The organism is Halorussus caseinilyticus (genome assembly GCF_029338395.1).
GTDB classification, from domain to species: domain Archaea; phylum Halobacteriota; class Halobacteria; order Halobacteriales; family Haladaptataceae; genus Halorussus; species Halorussus caseinilyticus.
This window is the reverse complement of record NZ_CP119809.1, coordinates 2,371,131-2,391,827: the sequence shown is the minus strand read 5'-3', so window position 1 is coordinate 2,391,827 and position 20,697 is coordinate 2,371,131. Positions and strand designations below refer to the sequence as shown.

Sequence of the window (20,697 nt, the reverse complement as noted above, 5' to 3'; positions counted from 1 at the left end):
GGGGTAGAAGCAGTCGGGTTCTCGAATGCCGTCGCTCGCTCACTGCGTTCGCTCGCGGGGAAACGGCGCGCTCCGCGCGCCGTACCCGTCGTGCAACTGCCCTACTCGTCGCGCTTCACGCCCGGATTCGTCACCGCGCCGTTGGCCGCCGACCCGAACGTCGCGCCGTACTTCGCCAGCACGCCGTTCTGGTAGGCCATCTCGGGTTCGTCGCGGGCGTCGAGTCGGCGTTCGAGTTCGTCGTCCGAGAGGTCAACCGCGAGCGTCCGGTCGGGGATGTCGATGGTCACGTGGTCGCCGTCCTCCAGCGCACCGATGGGACCGCCCGAGAACGACTCGGGGGCGACGTGGCCAATCATCGGCCCGCGGGTCGCGCCCGAGAACCGGCCGTCAGTCACCATCGCCACGTCGTCCTCGTGGCCCGCGCCGACGACGGCGGACGTGACGCCGAGCATCTCGCGCATGCCGGGACCGCCCCGCGGTCCCTCGTCGCGGATGACGATAACGTCGCCCGACTCGATGTGGCCCTCTTGGACGTACTGCATCGCGTCCTCTTCGGCCTCGAAGACGCGCGCCGGTCCCTCGTGGTGGAAGTCGTCTTCGCCCGTGACCTTCAGGACGCCGCCGTCGGGCGCGAGGTTGCCCGTGAGAATCTTGATGGCTCCCTCCTCGTGGAAGGGGTCCGAGACGGGTCGGACGAACTCGGCGTCGATGTCCTCGTCGTCTGGCAGGTCGAGTTCGTCCAGTTCCTCCGAAATCGTCCGGCCCGTGACCGTCATCGCGTCGCCGTCGAACAGGCCCGCGTCCACGAGTCGCCGAATCACGACCGGGACGCCGCCCTGCTCGTAGAGGTCGAACATCACCCGCTCGCCGCCGGGTTGGAGGTTGGCGATTTTGGGCGTCCGCCGCGAAATCTCGTCGAACTCCTCGATGTCGAGGTCGATTCCGGCCTCGGCCGCCAGCGCGAGCAAGTGGAGGACGCCGTTGGTCGAACCGCCGATGGCGACCTGCAACGCGATGGCGTTCTCGAACGACCGCTTGTCGAGTACGTCCGAGGGCCTGCGGTCGTTCTCGATGCAGTCCAGCGCGAGTTCGCCCGCTCGCTCGGCGATGTCGTAGCGTTCCTCGAACTCCGCTGGCGCGCCCGCGCTCCCGAGCGGCGCGAGACCGAGCGCCTCCGAGATGGAAGCCATCGTGTTCGCGGTGAACATCCCGCCGCAGGACCCCGCGCCGGGGCAGGCGTGGCGTTCGAGGTCGTCTAACTCGTCTTCGGACATCTCGCCCTCCGCGACTGCGCCCACGCCCTCGAAGACGTTCTGGACCGTGACTTCCCGGCCGTCGTGTTCGCCGGGCATGATGGACCCGCCGTAGAGGAAGACCGAGGGCAGGTCGGTCCGAATCGCGGCCATCATCATCCCCGGCAGGTTCTTGTCGCACCCCGCGACCGTGACGAGTCCGTCCATGCGCTCGCCGAACGCGACCAGTTCCACCGAGTCGGCGATGACCTCTCGGGAAATCAGCGAGGCGCGCATCCCCTCGGTCCCCATCGAGATGGCGTCGGAGATGGTGATGGTCCCGAACTCGATTGGCATCCCGCCAGCGAGGTCCACGCCGTCGTAGGCCGCTTCCGCCACGTCGTCCAGATGCACGTTGCACGGCGTGATGTCGGCCGCGGGGTTGGCGACCCCGACCATCGGCGACGAGAGGTCGGCGTCGTCGTAGCCCATCGCGCGGAACATCGCCCGGTGGGGCGCGCGCTCGACTCCTTCCGTGACCTCGTTGCTCGGGAGGTCGTCGGGTTTCTCGGTCATGTCGCTCGAATGGCGACGGAACGGCTTAAATTACCACTATGGAACAAACGTTGCTGTTCGGTCACTCCGCGGGTTCGAGCAGGACCTCCTCGGCCTCGTAGTCCTCCACGAACGCGCCGTCGCCGCCGACGCTGTACCGGCCCGCGCCGGTCTCGACGACCAGCGCCGCCTCCACCGGGAAGGAGTTGTTCGCGGGTTCGACCAGTCCCTGCCGCACCGCGACGACCCGGCCTTCGAGTTGGTCGGGACCGTCTTCGGTGTTGAGTCGTCGGCCCCGGACGGTCGCCACGAGGTCGGTTCCTGCCCGGAGGTGGAGAGTGGCCTGTAGCACGGCCTGCCGGAAGTCGGCGTAGGTCTCGGGCAGGTCGTGGGGGTCGGCGACGTACACCTCCTCGGCCATCGGCCAGTAGTTGCCGAAGAACGACCCGACGATGACGGGCGCGAGCTGTGGCTGAGTGAACGCGATTGCGCGCTCGCCGCTGTTCGACCGGGCTATCATCTGGGGCGGTGCGACCAGACTGTGGGTCCGGTCTGCGGTTATCATCGTCGGCGTCGGTTCCTCCCACGCGCGGGCGACGGTGGCGAGTCCGTCGAGCGCGAGGTCGTCGCCGGGCGACGCGCCGGTGACGACCAACAGCACGAGGACGCCGCGCTCGACGGCATCCCGGAGTTCGTCGGCCACTTCCGAGAGGTGGTCGTGGGGGAGCGACAGCGCCACCTCCTCGTCGGCCTCGCGGATGAGCGCGGTGATTCGCTTGAGGACCGTCACGCGGGCCTTGATGACCTCGAACTCGTCGGACTCGGGGGTGGCCCGCGAGTATCGGGATTCGAGCGCGGGACCCATCCGTTCGACGTTCTGGGTCAGCGAATCGACCACCTGCTCGGGAGGAACCGCCCGAATGGTCGTCGGGACCGCGTGGTCGTTGACCGAGACGAATCCCCGCTCTTCGAGGTCCTCGCTCACGCTGTAGACGTACCGCTTGGAGACGCCCGCGTCGTCGGCGATGACGCTGGCCTTGGCTTCGCCGTGGTCGAGTATCGTCAGATAGGTGTCAATCTCTTTGTCCGAGAGACCGAACTCCCGGAGGAGTCGGGAGAGCGTCGGGTCGTCCATAGTTCACACGTCTCCGGGGACGCCACTTAAGCGCCGCGTCTGACGCGATTCCCGCTGTTACAGGTTGGTCGAGGGAGTTCGGAGTCGTCGCGTCGCCCTCGAAAATCGTGGTCTGCTCGGCACGAGTCGATACAGGAACGGCACGATTCGCCGTGACGAAGGCTCGGAAAGTCCCGCCCGCTCGCGGTCGCTCCGCGGGATATTCTCGCTCACTGCGTTCACCGGCAGACGTTCCTGCTCGCTTCGCTGTCTCCGAAAATCGGAGATTTTCGGGATGACGAGAGCGTTGCTCTCGAACCATGCGGGCGTGCGACTGCCGAAGTCTGCGTTGCTCCGCTCCGCAGACCGCTCGAATAGTGGCCCGCGGAGACGACCACGACGAACGCGAGCGGGCGACCCCTTTATCCACCCGACGGCGGTTGATGGGCCGAGCGTTCGCTGGCGGTCGGTCGGCCGGGCGCGTCCCGTGGACCGTCGCGCCAAGCGCGCCTGTAGCAAGAAAATTCGTTCCTAAAGAATGAATTTCCTGCTCTTAAAATATCTATATATGTCTCACATCTCGCTTTCGAGGACCACCGCGTCGGCGACTGTCACGCCGTCCCCGGCGGCGACGGACTCGCCGGTCAGCAGGTCCGTCTCGGCGACCGACTCGCCGAGACGGACCTCGCGGGGGTCGTCGCCGAAGTTGAGGGCGACGACCAGTCGATTTTCGCCGTCGTCGCGGGCGAACGCGACGGTTCGGTCGTCGCCGTCCCGGTCGATTCGCTCGACGCGGCCGGTCCGCAAGACCGGCCGCTCGCTCCGCAGGCGCGAGAGTCGGCGGTGGAACGCGCTGAGGTCGGCGTCCCCGTCGTGCCACTGCATCACCCCGCGCTGTTCCTCGACGCCCCGCTCCTGCCCGTAGTACACCATCGGCGCGCCCGGCAGGGTGAACGTCGCGCCCGCCGCCGCGCGGAGCGCCGCTTCGTCGCACTCCTCGATATAGCGCGTCTCGTCGTGGTTCTCGACGTAGCGGAGCAGAAGCGACGACTCGGGGAACCCCTCCCGGCGGTTCGCGTCCAGCGCCTCGAACAGGGCTTCGGCGGGGGCCTCGCCGCGTCCGATTTCCCGGAGCGCGCCGTAGAGGGCGGTGTCGTAGTGGGCGTCGAACTCGCTCTCGTGGAACTGGGGGTCCCGCGGGATGGTCTCGTCCAGCAGGAAAAACTCCGAGTCGGCCGACTTCAGGCGCTCGCGGACCTCCTTCCAGAAGCCGTGGGGGACGCCCCACGCCACGTCCGCGCGAAAGCCGTCGACCAGCGGTGCCCACTCGTCGATTACGTCCAGCATCCACGACCGGACCGCCAGCGAGTCGTAGTTCAGGTTCGGGATGCGCGTCCAGTTGAACAGGTAGCCCGGTACGCCCTCGCCCGCCCAGTCGGTGTCGTCCTCGGGGAGCGCGTCCCGGTCGGTGCCGTCGAGGTCCGCAGGCACTCGCTCGTAGTAGTCGGCGTACTCGTCCACGCCCGCCGCGTGCATCTGGAACGCCGGGTGGTCCCGCGACGTGTGGTTGATTACGAGGTCGAACACGACCCGAATCCCGGCCTCCCGCAGGCGCTCGACCAGCGACTCGAACTCGGCGCGGGTCCCGAGGTCCGCGGCGGTGTCGAAGTAGTCGGTGACGTGGTAGCCGTGGTCGGTCGGACTCCCCACGACGGGGGTCAGCCACAGGCAGTCCACGTCGAGCGATTCGAGGTACGGCACCCGGCGCTCTATCTCCTCGAAGGTCGTCTCGACCGTCTCGCCCGCGAACCGCCGGACGAAAATCTGGTACACCGTCGCGTGGCGCGCCCACTCCGGCGGGTCGTTGGGCCGCGAGACCGACACCTCGGCGTCGGCCGCCACGACCAGCGTGTCGGCGACGCTGTGTCGCTCGGCCACTGCGACGGCGTGGATTCGCGCGCGCTCGGGCAGGTCGGCCACCGCCACGCGCAACTCCGACCCGTCCGACTCGACGGCCGACTCCGACAGGTCGTCGCGGTCGTCCAGCCAGAACTCCACTTCGGGGTCGCTCCCCTCCGGTGCTGACTCGGCCCGCGCGGTCACGACCAGCGTCTCGCCCTCGACGCGGCCGTCGAGGTGGACGCGGGGCCGACCCGGACCGGAGACCGAAACCGCCACGTCGTGGCAGTGTTCGAAGTCGTCGTTGACGACGCAGATGCCCTCGTGGTCGCCCGGCGGCAGGTCGAAGTCGGCGACGTAGCCGTCTCCTTCCCGGACCATCCTGTCGCGGCCGAGCGTGTAGTCGTTGAACGGACCGGTGAGCGAGACGGACTCCACCTCGTCGGCCGGGACCGGCAGGTCGGCGACCGGCGCGTCGAACCGGACCTCCTTGCGGGGGTCGGGAAACGCCCGGACGACTTGGCGGTGGGTGCCGTCGGGCGCGTCGAGTTCGAGGGCGTATACGCCCGACTCGTCCGGTTCCAGATGGACGACCGGGCCGTCGCCGACGCCGACTTCGCTACTCTCGGGTCGGTCGCGGACGCGCCACGAGAAACGAGCGTCGGGCCGGTCGTCGGCGTCCGACACGGCGTCCGGCCGTCGCGGAGCGAGTTCGACCGACGCGCCGACGTGCGTGAATCTCGGCGGACCGGGTTCGTGCATACTCCCACGGCCCGCGCCGACGCACTTCACTGTTCCGCTAACTGTGCATGTGTGAACAACAATTACACCAAAGGTTATTAACGGGGTCGCCGCGTTCGTTTTCTCAATGCAACTCCGCGACGCTCTCGACGACTTCAAACGTCACGAGGGCCACGACACCCGATTTCCCGGCGAGCGACGAACGACGACGGGCCGATTCTCCGGATACACCCCCGCGAACGACTCGGGCCGACTCGTCCACGTGGACCGCGATGGAAGTCCCCGCGACTTCGGGTCGCCCCTGACCGGCCGCCACGGTCTGGACGCGGCCAGACTCGGCGTCCGGCGCGACGGCGAACTCGCGTGGTTCGACGACTGCGAGACGACTTCCCAGACGTATCACGGCGACACGACGCTCGTCGTCACCGAGCATCGACTCCCCGACGGCGAGACCGTCACCCAGTACGACCTCACGCTCGGGCACGCGCACGTGACCCGCGTCGAGCGCGAGCCGCGCGAAGCGCGCGAGCGCGACGACGCCGAACTGGTCGCCTTCCTCGGGTTCTCGCCCGACGGCCGCGACACGGGGGTCGCCCAACTCCACCACGCCGACGCGGTGGAACTGTACCACGACGACGAACACGACTACGTGGGTAGCGCGACCGGGTTCGCTACCGCCCGCGGATGTATCCCGGCCGACTTCGAGCGCCTGCTCGACGCCGCCCCGGTCGAGCGACCCGCGACCGACGAGGGCGGCCGCCGAGAAGAGTCGAGTCTGAGCGGCGACCTGTACTGTCGCCTCCCCTTCGAGGACGGCGCGGTGACGTTCGCGACCCTGCTGACCGACGCGGCCGAAACCGACCGCGAGGCGGCTCTCGACCGTCTCTCGGCGGTTCTCACCGAGTACGACGACGCCGAGGTGCTGAAGCGGGCGGCCGACGAGCGTGCGCCGCCGGTCCCGGTCGACCTCCCCGAGCGAGACGCGGTGGCGGCCGACCTCCGGGTCCTCGGTTCGCTGTCGGCCCCGACCGGACTCCGCATCGCCGGACCCGAGTTCGACCCCTACTACGTCCACTCCGGGGGGTACGGCTACACGTGGTTCCGCGACGACGCCGAAATCTCGCGGTTCCTCCTCCACGCCGACCGGCGGTTCGGTCTCGGACTCGGCGACTGGCACGCCCGGAGCGCCGAGAGTTACTGCGCGACCCAACTGCGAGACGGGACGTGGCCCCACCGGGTCTGGCCCCGCAACCGGTCGCTCGCACCCGGATGGGCCAACAGCCACCTCTCGGTCGGCGACGACCCGGACTACCTCGACTATCAGGCCGACCAGACCGCCAGCGTCGTCGCGTACCTCGCCGACTCGCTCCCCGAACTCGACGCCGACCTCGCAAGTCGGACGAGAGAGACCCTCGCGGACGCGCTCGTCGGACTCGACCGGACGGTCGAGTCCGACGGCCTGCCGGTCGCCTGTCAGAACGCGTGGGAGGACGCCACCGGCCGGTTCTCCCACACCGCGGCGACGTTCCTCGAAGCGTACGCCACGGTCGCCGACGGCGAGGCGGACCTCGCCGCGGTGGGCGGAGTCGGACGGGTCGGCGACGACGCCGACCCGTCCGACCCGGCCGACCTCTCGGACCGCGCCCGAGCGCAAGCCGACCGGGTGTACGAGGCGCTCGACGACCTCTGGGTCCCCGACCGGGGAATCTTCGGCTATCGCCTCGTCGCGGAGACCGAGACCGGCGACGACGGGAGCGTCCGGTTCGAACCGGGTGACCTCGACACGCGGTGTGACTCGGGGTCGCTCGCGCTGGCGAGCGCGCACCGCGCGTACGACCGCGTGGGCGAGGTCGATGACCGCCGCCTCGACAGACTCGTCTCGCACGTCCGGACCGTGGTGGACGAACTCCACCGCGACCCCGACGCGAGTTCGGCCCGCGGGTTGGTCCGCTACGAGGGCGACGACTGGCGGACCCGCTCGCAGGACGACGAGAAGATTTGGACGGTTTCGACCGCGTGGGGCGCGTTCGCGTCGGCCAACCTCGCGGCGCTGTTGGCCGACCGCGACGACCCGCGGGCCGAGGAGTTCGCGGCGACGGCCCGCGACCTGCTGAGTCTGGTCCTGCCCGGCGGACCGCTCTGCCTGAATGGTGCGCTCCTGCCCGAACAGGTGTTCGACGAGGGCACGCCCGACAGCGCCACGCCGCTTGGGTGGCCCCACGCGCTCCGGACGACCACGCTCGCGTTGCTGGCCGAGCGAGACCTGTTGGCCGACGAACCCGCGGCCGTGCCGAGCGAGTAGGAAGAAGCGAGCGAAGCGAGCGAACCGAATTTTCAGACGGTCGGTGCCGCCGACTGCTCGGACTCGTACAACAGCGACTCGCCGTCGTCGGCGTCGAAGAGGTGGAGGTCCGCCGGGTCGAACGAGACGTGAACCGTCTCGCCGTTGTCGGGTTCCACGTCCGAGGGGACCCGCGCGATGAAGTCCTCGCCCACCGAGAGGTGGAGGTAGTTGTCCGACCCGACCGGTTCGATGACCTCGACGGTGGTCTCGACGGCGTTGTCGCCCGGTTCCGTGACCGTCACGTCCTCGGGTCGGACGCCGAGTTTCACCCTGTCGCGGCCCCGGACCGCGCTTCGGAGTCGGTCGTCTCGGAGTTCGTAGTCGAACTCGCCGTCCCCGACGAGTCGGGTGGTCCCGGCGTCCTCGACCGACACGTCGAGGAAGTTCATGCTCGGCGACCCGATGAACCCGCCGACGAAGGCGTTTGCCGGGTCGTTGTACACTTCCTTCGGGACGCCGGTCTGCTGGAGCTCGCCCCCGTCGAGGATGACGATGCGGTCGCCCATCGTCATCGCCTCCTCTTGGTCGTGGGTCACGTAGATTGAGGTGGTGCCCAGTTCGTTCTGGAGGCGCTGAATCTCGGTGCGCATCGTCGTCCGGAGTTTGGCGTCGAGGTTCGAGAGTGGTTCGTCGAACAGGAACACGTCGGGGTCCCGGACGATGGCCCGGCCGAGCGCGACCCGTTGTTTCTGGCCGCCCGAGAGTTCGTCGGGTTTCTGGTCTAAGAGGTCCTCGATGCCCATCATCGCGGCGGTGTCCCGGACTTTCTCGCGGCGTTCGTCCTTCGAGAGGTCGGTACTCATCCGCAGGCCGAACGCCATGTTCTGTTCGACGGTCTTGTGCGGGTAGAGCGCGTAGTTCTGGAACACCATCGCTACGTCCCGCTTGCGCGCGTGAACGTCTGTCACGTCGTCGTCGCCGATGTGGACGCCGCCGTCGGTCGGTCGTTCGAGACCGGCAATCATCCGCAGGGTGGTCGATTTCCCGCATCCCGACGGGCCGACGACGGTGACGAACTCGCCGTCTTCGACCGAGAGGTCAACGTCGTCCACGGCCACGATTTGGCCGTTGGAGTACTCCTTTCTGAGGTCGCGTAGCGTTACAGTCGCCATCGTTCTCCTTGCGTACGTCTGCCAAGGTTTAACTCTTGCCTTCTTCGCTAAATCTGTGACGCATTATTTCGTCGCTTTTCGAAGCGGTTCCCCCCGCGAATCGGTCCCGTCGGTCCGACAGTGGTCGCGCGACGGCGTGGTCCGACCGGACCGAGCGTCGGCGTCCGCTCGCGCGCGAGCGGACGCCTCGCCGAGGTGAGATAACTATACATTTCTCTTAGAAATACCTATATTGCTAAGACGTATTTATTCAGAAGGTCTCTCGGCGGTGCGCGGGTCGCGCACGGCGCGACCCGCGCCCGCGACCGACCCGGACGCCGTGGTCTCCTTCACGCGACGGGGGTCTCAGTTCTCTCGAGCGACGATACTCGACCTCGCGCGTCGGCGATGCGGTCGGCGATAGACGGCCAGCGCGCACGCGAAGCGTGAGCGCGGTTCGCCGTGACGACTGCCACTCGTCCGGACCCCTCGCCGCGACGAACCGAGGGATTTAGCCGGGCTTCCGACCCCAACGACGCCGAACGGCGCGGTTCGATTCCTTTTCTCACATCGCGTCTGCCGTGAAAGACCGTGTTGAAACCCAAGCCTTTAAGTCATGAACAACTAATTCAACACTTATTCACCCCATGACAATGAATCGCAGAACAGCTCTCAAGAGCATCGGCGTGACGGGACTCGTCGGCGCTCTGGCAGGGTGTGCGAGCGTTCAGGAGCAGAACGACACGACGACCAGCGGAGACGGCGGGAGCGACACCACCAGCGGCGACGACTCCGACCAGACCGAGACCACCGCGACCGGTCCCGCGGGGACCGCGAAGGCGTGGTACCAGCTTCAGGACACGGAGCTACAGGCCCGAAAGCAGGCGTTGAAGCAGTTCAACGGCGACTCGAAGCACGCCATAGAGGGGTCGGACATCTCCGACCTGAAGAAGAAGACCACGAGCGCGGTTCCGGCCGGACAGGGACCGGAACTGTTCGACTGGGCGCACGACTGGGTGGGCGACTACTACCAGCGCGGGTTCGTCACCGACCGGAGCGACCAACTCGGCGTCGAACTCGACACCTTCACCGACGCCGCGGCCGAGGCCGTCCGGTTCGATGGCAACGTAGTGGGTCTACCCTACGCCGCCGAGACGGTGACGCTCGTCTACAACAAGGAGATAGTGGACGAAGCGCCCGAGACCGTCGCCGACATGAAGTCCGCGATGGAGAAACACCACGACCCCGGCAACAACACCTACGGTCTCAGTTACCCCTTCGACCCTTACTTCGTCAGCGCGTGGGGTCAGGCGTTCGGCGGCTACTACTTCGACCCCGACAAGGACCCGATGCTCGGCCTGACCGACTCCAAGACCGTCGAGGGCATCCAGTTCGCGCTCGACAACTTCAAGCCCTACATGCCGAAGGACCCGAGCTACGAGGCCCAAGCCGCGCCGTTCTCGGAGGGAAACGCCGCGTTCGCCATCAACGGCCCGTGGTACCTCGCCACGCTCAACGAGAAGGGCGTGGACTTCGGCGTCACTACGCTCCCGACGCCCGAGGGCGGCGAACCCCAGCCCTACACCGGCATCCAGATGTGGTATTTCTCGAAGGCGATGGAGAACGACGACGCCAGCACCGCCGCCGCCCAGTCGTTCGCCGAGTGGTACGCCACCGACGAGGACCTGCTGAAGCAGGCCGCCAAAGAGCAGGGTAGCATCCCGGTTCTGGAGAGTCTCGCGGGAAGCGACGCCCTCCCCGCGGACGTGAAGGCGTTCTCAGAGACGGTCCAGATGGGCGTCCCGATGCCGACCCACCCCAAGATGGGGAAGGTGTGGCAACCGCTCACCGACGCGCTCACCAAGGTCTTCAACGGCGACGCGGGCGTCGAGAAAGCGATGGAGCAGGCCGAGAAGACCGTCCGAGAGAACTGGGAGTAGACCACACCAATGAGTACTGCCTCTCGCGTCGCCCGGCGGGTCGAGGACGTGCCCTTCCTCGAACGAGAAGACGCCTCGCTGTTGCTCGTGTTGCCCGGCCTGTTCGTCTTCTCGGCGTTCATGCTGTTTCCCATCCTCTACCTGCTGGGCATCTCCTTTACGAACGCCGAACCGTCGAACCTGTTCGCGGGCGAAGGTGCGCTGTCGGTGCTGACGTTCGGGGAGGCGGCGTTCGTCGGCGTCCAGAACTACGTCACCGTCCTGACCGACCCGCAGTTCTGGAACTCCTTCGGCATCACGTGGCTGTTCGTCGCCACGAGCGTCGTGCTGAAGTTGACGCTGAGCATCGGCGTCGCGCTGGTCGTCACCGGCGACCGAGTGCGTGGCAAGCGCGTGATGCGCTCGCTCATCATTATTCCGATGGGCCTGCCCGCTATCTTCACCATCACGGTGTGGCGCGGTATCTTCAGTTCCGCGGAGTTCGGACTGGCGAATCAGGTTCTCGGGGCACTGGGCTTCTCGTCGGTGTCGTGGCTGAGCGACCGTTGGATGGCGTTTCTCGCCTACAACGTCACCGAGGCGTGGCTAGCCTACCCCTTCATGGTCATCATCACCGTGAGTGCGCTTCAGGACGTGTCCGAGGAACTCCACGAAGCCGCGAAGGTAGACGGCGCGGGCTACTTCGCGCGATTCCTGCACGTCACCCTGCCGTCCATCAAGCGGCCGGTCCTGTTCGCGTCCATCCTGACGGCCGCGGCGTCGTTCCAGCAGTTCCTCATCCCCTACGTGTTCAATCAGGGCGGTCCGGCGCGCGCGAACGAACTCATCGTCGTCTACGGCTACCGAGAGGCGTTCACCTACTTCGAGTACGGACAGGGCGCGGCGATTAGCCTCGTCGCCATCGCGTTCATCGGAGCGTTCATGTGGCTGAACGTCAAGCGCGGGAAACTCGCGGACGGGGTGAACGACGCGTGAGTCTGCTCCGTTCGGTCGCTCGGAACCTCAGAGACGATGCGGTGGGACTAGCGACGACGCCGGTCGAGGTGTTCCGGGAGGCACGCTACACCGCTCGCGGGATTCGGAAGGGTGAGATTTCGCCGGTGCGACCGCTCAAGAGTCTCGGACTGACGGCCGGTGCGTTAGTCGTTGTCCTCACGCTTCTGTTCCCCATCTACTGGATACTCGTCTCGGCGCTGTCGGGGTCCGGCGGGTCGATACACTCCGTGGACGGCCTGCGATTGTTCCCCGAGCAACCGTCGGTCCAACCGTTCGTCTGGGTTCTGGGCGACCTCATCGTACCGAGCTACCGCATCGCGCTGGGCATCCCGCTCACCGACGCGGCACTGGTGTTCGACACGCCACGGATTGCGTTCCTCGACGCCTCGGCCTACGGCGTCGAGAACCCTTCGGACTTCAAGAAGTTCCTGTGGAACAGTCTCACCGTCGCCATCCCGACGGTCATCCTGTCGATGTGTCTGGTCGTCCCCGGCGCGTACGCGCTCTCGCGCCGGAAGTTCATCGGCCGCCGGAAGATTCTGTTCGGCTACGTGCTGTTGACGCAGGTCGGCGGCGGTCTCGGAATCGCACTGCTCATCGGACTCTACACCGTGTTCGTGCAGGTCGGACTCAACGACAGCAAACTCGCGCTGTCGGTGTACTACGCCGCGACAGCGGTCCCGTTCAACACGTGGCTGTTGAAGACCTACATGGACGGCATCCCGGTCTCCTACGAGGAGGCCGCGGTCGTAGACGGCGCTCCCGCGTGGCGGGTCGTCGTGGAAGTCATCCTTCCGCTGTCGAAGGCGGGACTGGCGACGGTCTTCATCTTCACCTTCCTCACGGGGTGGACGGAGTTCGTCGTCGCCCAGACGTTGCTCGGGACCGACAACTACACCCTGCCGGTCGGGTTGTTCTCGCTGGTCAGCGAGTACTCGGTGCCGTGGGCGCGGTTCTCGGCGTTCGCGCTCACGTTCGCCTCACCCATCATGCTCGTCTACCTGTTCGCCCAGCGGTACATCGAGGGCGGTCTCTCGTTCAGCGGGATGGAAGGCTGACCCGTCCCGGTCCCGTCCTGTAACCTCGAAGTCACTCTTTTCGGGCGTCGGTGACTTTCGGTCGTCCCGGCCGGAAACGAAGGCGAAGCGGCCGATACGCGGAACTGCCGGTGACGCTCCGACGTTCCAACGAAATTCTGGAATGAGAACATACTTTCGGGACGCCCGTCGAAAGGACGCCATGGACCAGACGGTCGCCGTCGCCCACTACCCCGAAGGCGCTGGCCACGCGACTCGGATGCTCGCCGTCGCGCAGGCCTTCGAAGACGCGGGTGCGGAGATTGCGCTCGCTGGCGGCGGCCCCGGTTCCCGATTCATCGAACACAACGGCTACGAGGTGTTCCGGGCCGCGCCGGTCGATTACATCGGCGACTACCAGCAGGGTTCCCTCGGCCGGGTCCTCACCAGAAGCCTCCCCTACAGCGGTAAGCGCGTCTTCGACTTCGTTCGGTGGCTCCGGCGCGAGGACCCCGCGGCGCTGGTGACGGACGACATGTTCGCGGCGATGGCCGCGCCGCTGACCGGGACCCCGCTCTACATCGTCACGCACAACGCGGCGTCCTACTACGACGCCGCCGTCGAACAGGTGTTCACGTGGCTCCTCAACCGCTACCAGTTGGGTGCCGCCGAGTCGTTCCTCTACCCGGCGGTGTGGCCGCCCGACGAGGGCGACCCGCCGGGCGTGACTCACGTTCCGCCCGTCGCGCTCGACCCCGGAGACTGTCCGCCGCCCGAAGACGACGTGGACGTGTTGGTCGTTCCGAGCGTCTACTCCACGAACTTCGACGTACTCGCCGAGACCCTGCGGACCGAAGGCCACGAGGTGACGCTGGTCGGCGACGAGGCGTGGGAACCGGTTCCCGCGCTCTTGCCGTGGATTCGGGCCGCCGACGTGGTGGTGTGTTCGGGCTACTCCACCGTGATGGAGGCCGCAGTCGGCGGCACGCCCTGCGTCGTCTACCCGTTCACCGACGAGCAACACGGCGTGACCCGGGTCCTCGAACGCAAAGGCGTTCGGGGCTTTCAGGTCGAACACTCCGTGACCCACGTCGCCCGAGCGGTCCGACATCCGCCGAACGAACCGGACCACGACAACGGGGTCGAACGGGTCGCCGACCACGTTCTCGCGGAGTTGACCTGACCAGTTTTTGCCACTGTCGGAACGACGAACCCCGTCCCCCTCGAAACGGAGGACATGGCTCGGGTCACGGCGGGGGGGCGTCTCCACTTCGGCTTTCAGAATCTCTCGTTGGCGCACGCGCGACTCTACGGGTCGCTCGGGATTGCGCTCGACTCGCCGCGCGTCGTCGTGACCGCCGACGCCGCCGAGACAGTGCGATGTGACCACGACGACGCCCGCGAGTACGCCCGACGAGCGACCGAACTGCTCGACGTGCCGGGTGCGGACGTGACAATCGAGCGGACGCTCCTCCGCCACGTCGGACTCGGGAGCGGAACCCAGTTGGCACTCGCGGTCCTCGCGGCGGTCGCTCGCGCCCACGACCGCGAGCGGCGGGTTCGGGAGCGCGCGCCCAAACTCGGTCGGGGTGGGCGGAGCGGGGTCGGGGTCGCCACGTTCGAGTCGGGCGGATTCGTCGTGGACTCCGGCCACCCAACCGAGCGGTTCACCGCCGACCGACCGCCGCGCGGGGAGTGGTCGGTCCCGGCGGTGGCGGCCCGCCACGAGGTGCCCGACGACTGGCGGTTCGTCGTCGTCCTGCCCGACTCCGAACCCGGTCGGAGCGGCGACGGCGAGGACGAGAGCATGCGGTCGGTGGTCGAGAGCGCGGACCCGAAACTCGCCGACGAAATCGCCGCAGTCGTCGCTCGGCGCGTCCTGCCCGCGGTCGCCGAGGGGGACGCCGACGACTTCGGCGCGGCCGTCGCCGAAGTCGGCCGTCTCAACGGCGCGTGGTACGCCGACGAGCAGGGCGGGGTCTACCGACCGCCGGTCGGCGAACTCGTCGCGCGCCTCTCGGAGTCGGCCGCGATAGCTGGCGCTGGCCAGTCGTCGTGGGGTCCCGCGGTGTACGGCGTGACGACCGAAAACCGGGTCGAGGCCGCCCACGAAGCGGCCCACGCCGCACTCTCGGCGGCGGGCGTCGGCGGTGAGGTGCTGGTCGCCGAACCGCGCAACCGGGGTGCGCGGGTCGAACGCGAGTAGGTAGATAGGTAGGTAGATGGCTCAGCCCTCTCGGGGTAGTCGGACTGGCGGTCCCGCGGCGCGCGGGCAGTGCCCGCGCGCCGCCCGCGCCCAGAACCGCGCGAGGCGTCCGGGCAGGGTTCGTCGCGTCTCGGTACTTGAACCTTTGTGCAGGACGCGCCCGGAGTCTTTGTGCAGGACGCGCCCGGAGTGTCAGACCCCGGGACGCGCCGCGTCTGCGCTCGCGTTCGCGAGCGCAGACGCACGCGGGGAGGAACGGGGGCGCGGTGCGGTGGCAGTGCGGTGGCAGTGCGGTGCTGTGGCGGTACGGTGCGGTGCTGTGGCGGTACGGTGCGGTGCTGTGGCGGTACGGTGCGGTGCTGTGGCGGTACGGTGCAGTCTGATTGGCTCAAGCAGTCGCTCCCGTTCTCGTCGTCGTTCCACGTCGCCGTTCACGTCGAAGCGGTCCCTCGTCGTCCTGCGTCACCGTGCGGCGTGGTCGCGGTGGCGTTCTTCGCCGGTTCGAGTCGGCCCGGTGCGCTGATGACCCGTCTCCGCAACCGGATACAATTTTATAGTTATGCTTAAGAAATATTTAACCATTTTAAGAAAACAAAATTCTGTTCAAAACGAGACACACCGCTACTGAACCCTCGGCGAACCACCGCAGACGAAAGACCCAAGCACCGCGATTGAGACGTTCGACCCGAGAGACATGGCCAGAGTTCCGTTCGGCGTCTCCCGACTCGACGACATCATCGGCGGCGGCGCACCGCCCGGAAGCGTCGTCCTGCTGGCGGGCGAGGCCGGGGCCGGTGCCCGCGAGTTCTGCTACACGTCCGCGACCATCAACGGGTTGGCCCACACCGACGAGGAGCAGTTCGAACTCCACTACGGCGACGTGTCCGACCGCGCGGCGGTCCCCGAGGACATTCACTACGTCTCGTTCACCGCCAGCGGGGACGAACTCCGCCGAGAAATCGAGTTCACGATGAGCGAGGAACTCGTCCACGCGGGCGTCTCGACCGTCGAGTTCGCCGACTTCAGTCAGGAGTACTTCCAACTCTCGGCGATTCCCCGCGAGTGGTACACCAGAAAGACCCAGACCATCACGGACCTCGGACAGGGAAGCGACCGCCGCGGCGTGTTGGAGGCGCTCGGCGAGTACCTCAACGAGTACGCTTCGGGCAACCTCGTCGTCATCGACTCGCTGACGGACCTCGCCCGCGCGCCGAACGAACACTTAGACTGGAGCGACATCACCCTGCTGGTCAAAGGGCTTCAGAAGGCCTCGCGCGCGTGGGACGGCCTGATTCTCGTCCTCGTCAATCAGGAAGCCCTCTCGGACACCCAGATGGGGAGTCTGATGGGCGCGGCCGACGGCACCATCGCCTTCGAGTGGGAGACCGGCGGCAACGAACGCGACCGGGTGATGTTCGTCCGGGAGTTCCGCGGGGTGCTGTCGAGGTTGGAGCAAGAGGACATCATCCGCTTCGAGACGGAGATTCACGACGGCGGATTCGACATCAGTAACGTGCGGAAGATTCGGTGAGAGGGTCTGTGAGCATCTCATTATTTTTATACCGTTTGTAGACTGGGCTAATTCATAGAATAGGTGACAAAATCCGAAGCCGATTATTTTAGTGCTTCTTTGAGGGGTTCGTACGCCATACTCTCCGGTGTATCTTCAGCACGACCGACGATAGTCAGCATTTTCAGTGGACCTCTCCCGACGTAGACCTCGCCGCGTCGTCGCTGATGACCTGCCTCAAGATGTGTTTCTTGGCTATCTTCAGGTGGATGCCAATGGGTGTTCGGGTGCTTGTTCTCCGGGAAATCAAGCGTGTACTGACCCCCTCCCGGTCCCGAAACCCGCACTTCCACACCATTTTGCGTTTCGGTGATTGCATCTACACTTGAAAAATTCGTATCTCGTTCTTCGGCTGTTGCGGTCCAAAGAATAGTATCGCCCACTTCTAGACGCTCTACCACCGAGTAGAGGTTTGTCATAATTTACTTAGCCGTTTAGATTTTATTAATCCTCCTATAATTTTTGGGATTATAGATTGTGAATGATTGACGCGAAAAGCTTCCTTCGCCGTACTTATTACACTCACACATGCCCATCAGCATCGACCAGTTCGACGAGGACCCGACCCCCATCCTCGACCTCCAAGAAGGAACCAACCCCTACCGCATCCTCCAGTTCCTCGCCGAGAACGACACGCAAGCCTTCACGCAGACCGAGATTCACGAGGCGACCGGCATCAAGCGCGGGAGCGTCGGAGCCACCTTGTCACGCCTCGAAGACCGCAATCTCGTCCGACACCGCGGACGCTACTGGGCCATCGCCGAGGACGACCGAATCGCCGGGTACGCGGCCCAGATGCGGGCTACTTCGGCGTCTACGAACGACGACTACTACGGCGAGGAATGACTCACTCGGCCACGTACTCCCCGTCCGTCCGCTCCACCAACCCCAACAGCACGCCCCACTCCAGCAGATACCCCACGCGCTCGCCCCAAATCTCCTCCCACGAGTTCGGATTCTTGTGATGCTCCCACGTCGGCACCTCGCTCTCGAACGCCGCAAACACCTCCTCGGCGGAGAGCGACCCCTCCGCCGTCTCCAGAATCTCCAGCACCGCCGGGACCCCGAAGACGTTCTCGCGGAACCGCTCGCGCAGGAACTCCGGCGTCGGGTCCTCGCGCGTCCGGGTGAACCCCGACGGCCCTTCCTCGGCGAGTCCCAACGCCCGCAGGAACGTCAGCCACGTCCGGGCGGCGTCACGACTCGTCAGGTCGGTCCGGTCTAACATCCGGGCACAGCAGTCGTCTTCGCTCCCCGGCACGAGGGGGACCGCGCGCTGGGCGTCGGCCACGAAGTCGAGGTCCGCGGGCGGTTCGGGAACCAGTTTGAATTGCATCTCTCTTCACCTCCGTTCGTCGCGGTCAGATACCGAAGCTCTCGGTCAGCAGGTCTTCGTCTCGCTCGCCCACGACGTAGGTGTCGCCGCCCACCACGTCCACGGTGGCTTGAGCGGGCGCGAAGACGCTCTCGTCTACCTCGTAGAAGTCCCAATCGACCGACTCGAAGATGTCGGCGAAGTGGGTGCCGTACTCGTCGTTGGCCGTCGAGACTATTTCCTCGAAGCGGTCGAACTCCTCGCGGACGGTCAGGTGGACCTGCCCGCCGTAGGCCAGCGCGTCGTTGGTCCGGGCGATGGCGGTCTCTTCGTCCCCGGCGACCGGCGCGACCGGTGCGGACCCCGCGACGCTAATCACGTCCAGCGGGTCGTAGCCCAGTTCCGAGAGGCGGAAGACCGCCATCTCCGCGGCGCGCGAGGCGATGCTGACGCTCCCCGCCACGCTCGCGGTGGGAACCGACGGGAGGAAGACGCTACTCGATTCGACGCCGGTCAGGTCCGCGACGTGTTCGGCGACCGACTCGGTGGGGTAGTCGTCGCTCTCGACGGCCAGCACCGCGAAGTCCGACACGTCCTCGTAGCCGACGCGCGCGAACTCGTCTTCCTCGGCGACCAGCGCGCGGGCCGGACCGCTCCCGAGACCCTCGTAGTCCTCGGTCCTGACTTCCCACCCGGCCTTCTGCGAGCAGAGCAGGGCCAGCGCGGGGTGGTCGCTCGTCAACTCGACGTGCTGGAGCGGCGCGCCCGCAACCTCGCCCATCCGGGTCTGGACGGTGGCGAGACCCGCGGTCTGCATCTCCGCGAGGAGGAGACCGGCCTCGATTCCGCCGTCGAACTCGTGACCGAAGTCGAGGACGGTGGCCCCGTTGTCGAGTTCTCTCGCTCCGATGTCCAACTCCTCGGCGAAGTCCAGCGCCTCGTCCGCGAGTTCGAGCGCGTTCCGGTTCAGGCTATCCATGCGCGTCGATTGGGCGTCACCCCGTAAACCGTTTATCAGTCGCTCTCAGTTCGGGACAGGTTGTCTCGGAACGCAGTCGAGGACGTTCGCACGACGAAAACGGAGTCGCGGGCTATCGCTCCCGCTTGGCCTCCCGACCCAGCGCGTCTTCAACCGCATCTACCTTCTCGTGCGCGCGTTGCTCGCGCGTGCGCTTGTCGTCTATCTTCAGGAACGTACTCACCCGGTCGCCGTCCACGGCTTCGTGGGCGGCCTGCGCCGCGGCGAACAACTCGTCCACGGAGTCGGCTTCGATGACGGTCCCCATCGGGTTGGTCTCGTAGGACACGTCGAAGTCGTCCAGCGCGGCGACGGCCTTCGCTACCTCGTCGGCCATGCTGTCTTCGACGACCGGCGCGACACTCAGGAGTGCGATTGCGGTCATGAACGAATTAACCGAAGCGGGCCGACGCCTTTGGAGTTTGGTCCGAATCGCCGTCGGGTTCGGAGTCGTCGGCGATTCGCTACGCTGGCGGGTCGGTCTCGTCGGGGAGCCACGTCTCGTGGAGGTGGACCCACTCGACGCCGTTGGGCGCGTCGGCGCGGCGGAACAGCGCGCTACTGACTCGCCCCTCCCACCCGCCGTCGGCGCGTTGCCACTCCTCGTAGGTCACGAGGCAACTGTCCGCGCTCTCGGCGCGCGTCCGGACGTTCGCCACGCGAATCTCGAACGGCGGGTCGGCGTCCGCGAACGTACCGTGACCGTTCCGGAGGTCCGCGCGGAGCGTCTCCCCGTCGCGCCGGTCGCCGGTCGGCGAGACAATCTCGAAGTCGTCGGGGACGACCGCTTCCGCCCGGTCGTACTCGTCGTCGGTCAGGCGTCCGGCCAACCAGCCTTCGATGAACTCGTGGAACTCCCGGACCTCTCGCTCGGCGTCGTCGCTGAGTGACATCCCGCGTGTTAGTGGGACCCGCGCGGACTTAACCGTGGGTCCTCACCCGACCGCTCTCGGGCGTTTCGGTCGTCCCCTGACTCCACCGACCGACTCCTTCGGTTCTGACCGACTCCTTCGACTCTGATTCTCGGCGCGTGCGGGCGCGACCCTCGTGGTCGCGCCCAACGCGCGAAGTCGGCCGCGGATGCGGCCGACGAGGATGGGGAGGTTCGAGGCTGTCGCGGTGCAGTGCGGGGCGGTGCGGTCCTGATAGGAGTCGGCAGTAGCTAGCTCCGACGAAACAGACAGCGGACTCTCGGGTCGGACGGGAGACTTTCTAGCCGGACGACGGACTCGCCGGTACGGAAGTGTCCGCCGAGAAATAGACGAGCGTACACGGAGTCGTGACTCCGGAAGAAGTTAGCGTCCGAAAGAAGTGCGCTGGCGGGGATTTGAACCACGCCGAGACGTTCCTGCTCACTTCGTTGCGCGGGCGTGCGACTCGTCTACTTCGAATCCCTTCCGCATACATCGGAAACACGCTCGCAGAGCGATAAAACGCTCTGCTCGACGTGTTGTTTCCGTAGAAGTGCGCTGGCGGGGATTTGAACCCCGGTTGCGACCATGGCAAGGTCACGTGATACCACTACACTACCAGCGCCCTGCGACTGCATTTCCAGATAATGCCCGGCCACTAAATAAGACTTCCGAATCGAACTAGAATCGGGAGACAGTGACACGATTCAATGGGCGATTTCCGGCACTACGGGCTTTGTGACGGC

General features: G+C 66.5%; 17 protein-coding genes and 1 tRNA gene. 8 read left to right on the top strand and 10 right to left on the bottom strand.

Annotated features, from left to right (window positions below):
* Positions 1-101 precede the first annotated feature (101 nt).
* From ilvD to P2T60_RS12045, 3 genes are all read right to left on the bottom strand, one after another.
* Positions 102-1,811 (bottom strand): dihydroxy-acid dehydratase, encoded by a 1,710-nt coding sequence (gene ilvD / locus P2T60_RS12055; RefSeq protein ID WP_276279495.1) that lies wholly within the window; start codon positions 1,809-1,811, stop codon positions 102-104.
* A 61-nt stretch (positions 1,812-1,872) separates the two neighbouring features.
* Positions 1,873-2,925, bottom strand: a complete 1,053-nt coding sequence (locus tag P2T60_RS12050) for a TrmB family transcriptional regulator (RefSeq protein WP_276279494.1) — start codon at positions 2,923-2,925, stop codon at positions 1,873-1,875.
* Between the two features lie 552 nt (positions 2,926-3,477).
* Positions 3,478-5,565, bottom strand: a complete 2,088-nt coding sequence (locus P2T60_RS12045) for an alpha-amylase family glycosyl hydrolase (RefSeq protein WP_276279493.1) — start codon at positions 5,563-5,565, stop codon at positions 3,478-3,480.
* Positions 5,566-5,671: 106 nt separating this feature from the next.
* On the opposite strand from P2T60_RS12045, the gene P2T60_RS12040 reads away from it, so the two are divergent.
* Positions 5,672-7,846, top strand: coding sequence for a DUF7997 domain-containing protein (locus P2T60_RS12040; protein ID WP_276279492.1), 2,175 nt, complete (start codon positions 5,672-5,674; stop codon positions 7,844-7,846).
* Between the two features lie 32 nt (positions 7,847-7,878).
* Here P2T60_RS12040 and P2T60_RS12035 read toward each other — a convergent pair whose 3' ends face one another.
* Positions 7,879-9,000 (bottom strand): ABC transporter ATP-binding protein, encoded by a 1,122-nt coding sequence (locus P2T60_RS12035; RefSeq protein ID WP_276279491.1) that lies wholly within the window; start codon positions 8,998-9,000, stop codon positions 7,879-7,881.
* Positions 9,001-9,626: 626 nt separating this feature from the next.
* On the opposite strand from P2T60_RS12035, the gene P2T60_RS12030 reads away from it, so the two are divergent.
* From P2T60_RS12030 to P2T60_RS12005, 6 genes are all read left to right on the top strand, one after another.
* Positions 9,627-10,919: an extracellular solute-binding protein gene (locus tag P2T60_RS12030; RefSeq protein WP_276279490.1), complete on the top strand. Its 1,293-nt coding sequence runs from the start codon at positions 9,627-9,629 to the stop codon at positions 10,917-10,919.
* 9 nt (positions 10,920-10,928) lie between these two features.
* On the top strand, positions 10,929-11,894 hold the full coding sequence (locus P2T60_RS12025; RefSeq protein ID WP_276279489.1) for a carbohydrate ABC transporter permease: 966 nt from the start codon (positions 10,929-10,931) through the stop codon (positions 11,892-11,894).
* On the top strand, positions 11,891-12,973 hold the full coding sequence (locus P2T60_RS12020; protein ID WP_276279488.1) for a sugar ABC transporter permease: 1,083 nt from the start codon (positions 11,891-11,893) through the stop codon (positions 12,971-12,973). The genes P2T60_RS12025 and P2T60_RS12020 overlap by 4 nt, the downstream gene beginning before the upstream one ends.
* Before the next feature lie 181 nt (positions 12,974-13,154).
* Complete coding sequence (locus P2T60_RS12015; RefSeq protein WP_276279487.1) at positions 13,155-14,114, top strand: glycosyltransferase; 960 nt, start codon at positions 13,155-13,157, stop codon at positions 14,112-14,114.
* A 54-nt stretch (positions 14,115-14,168) separates the two neighbouring features.
* Positions 14,169-15,137: a beta-ribofuranosylaminobenzene 5'-phosphate synthase family protein gene (locus P2T60_RS12010; RefSeq protein ID WP_276279486.1), complete on the top strand. Its 969-nt coding sequence runs from the start codon at positions 14,169-14,171 to the stop codon at positions 15,135-15,137.
* Positions 15,138-15,831: 694 nt separating this feature from the next.
* Positions 15,832-16,668 (top strand): RAD55 family ATPase, encoded by an 837-nt coding sequence (locus tag P2T60_RS12005; protein ID WP_276279485.1) that lies wholly within the window; start codon positions 15,832-15,834, stop codon positions 16,666-16,668.
* Positions 16,669-16,751: 83 nt separating this feature from the next.
* Here the strand turns inward: P2T60_RS12005 and P2T60_RS12000 are convergent, their stop codons facing one another.
* Positions 16,752-17,126 (bottom strand): hypothetical protein, encoded by a 375-nt coding sequence (locus P2T60_RS12000; RefSeq protein ID WP_276279484.1) that lies wholly within the window; start codon positions 17,124-17,126, stop codon positions 16,752-16,754.
* A gap of 109 nt (positions 17,127-17,235) precedes the next feature.
* Here P2T60_RS12000 and P2T60_RS11995 point away from each other — a divergent pair, with 109 nt between their 5' ends.
* Positions 17,236-17,553 carry a helix-turn-helix transcriptional regulator gene (locus P2T60_RS11995; protein ID WP_276279483.1) on the top strand — a complete coding sequence of 106 codons (318 nt, stop codon included), beginning with the start codon at positions 17,236-17,238 and terminating at the stop codon, positions 17,551-17,553.
* 1 nt (position 17,554) lies between these two features.
* On the opposite strand, the gene P2T60_RS11990 is transcribed toward P2T60_RS11995, so the two are convergent.
* The 5 genes from P2T60_RS11990 to P2T60_RS11970 all read right to left on the bottom strand — a co-directional run bounded on the left by P2T60_RS11990 (position 17,555) and on the right by P2T60_RS11970 (position 20,576).
* The gene (locus P2T60_RS11990) at positions 17,555-18,043 is read right to left on the bottom strand and encodes a double winged helix-containing putative transcriptional regulator (RefSeq protein ID WP_276279482.1); all 489 of its coding nucleotides are present in this window, start codon (positions 18,041-18,043) and stop codon (positions 17,555-17,557) included.
* A 25-nt stretch (positions 18,044-18,068) separates the two neighbouring features.
* A complete protein-coding gene (gene mch / locus P2T60_RS11985; RefSeq protein ID WP_276279481.1) occupies positions 18,069-19,001 on the bottom strand; it encodes a methenyltetrahydromethanopterin cyclohydrolase in 933 nt (310 codons plus the stop codon).
* A 112-nt stretch (positions 19,002-19,113) separates the two neighbouring features.
* Positions 19,114-19,425, bottom strand: a complete 312-nt coding sequence (locus tag P2T60_RS11980; protein WP_276279480.1) for an MTH1187 family thiamine-binding protein — start codon at positions 19,423-19,425, stop codon at positions 19,114-19,116.
* A gap of 79 nt (positions 19,426-19,504) precedes the next feature.
* Positions 19,505-19,933 (bottom strand): hypothetical protein, encoded by a 429-nt coding sequence (locus P2T60_RS11975; RefSeq protein WP_276279479.1) that lies wholly within the window; start codon positions 19,931-19,933, stop codon positions 19,505-19,507.
* 572 nt (positions 19,934-20,505) lie between these two features.
* A tRNA-Gly gene (locus P2T60_RS11970) sits at positions 20,506-20,576 on the bottom strand.
* Positions 20,577-20,697 lie beyond the last annotated feature (121 nt).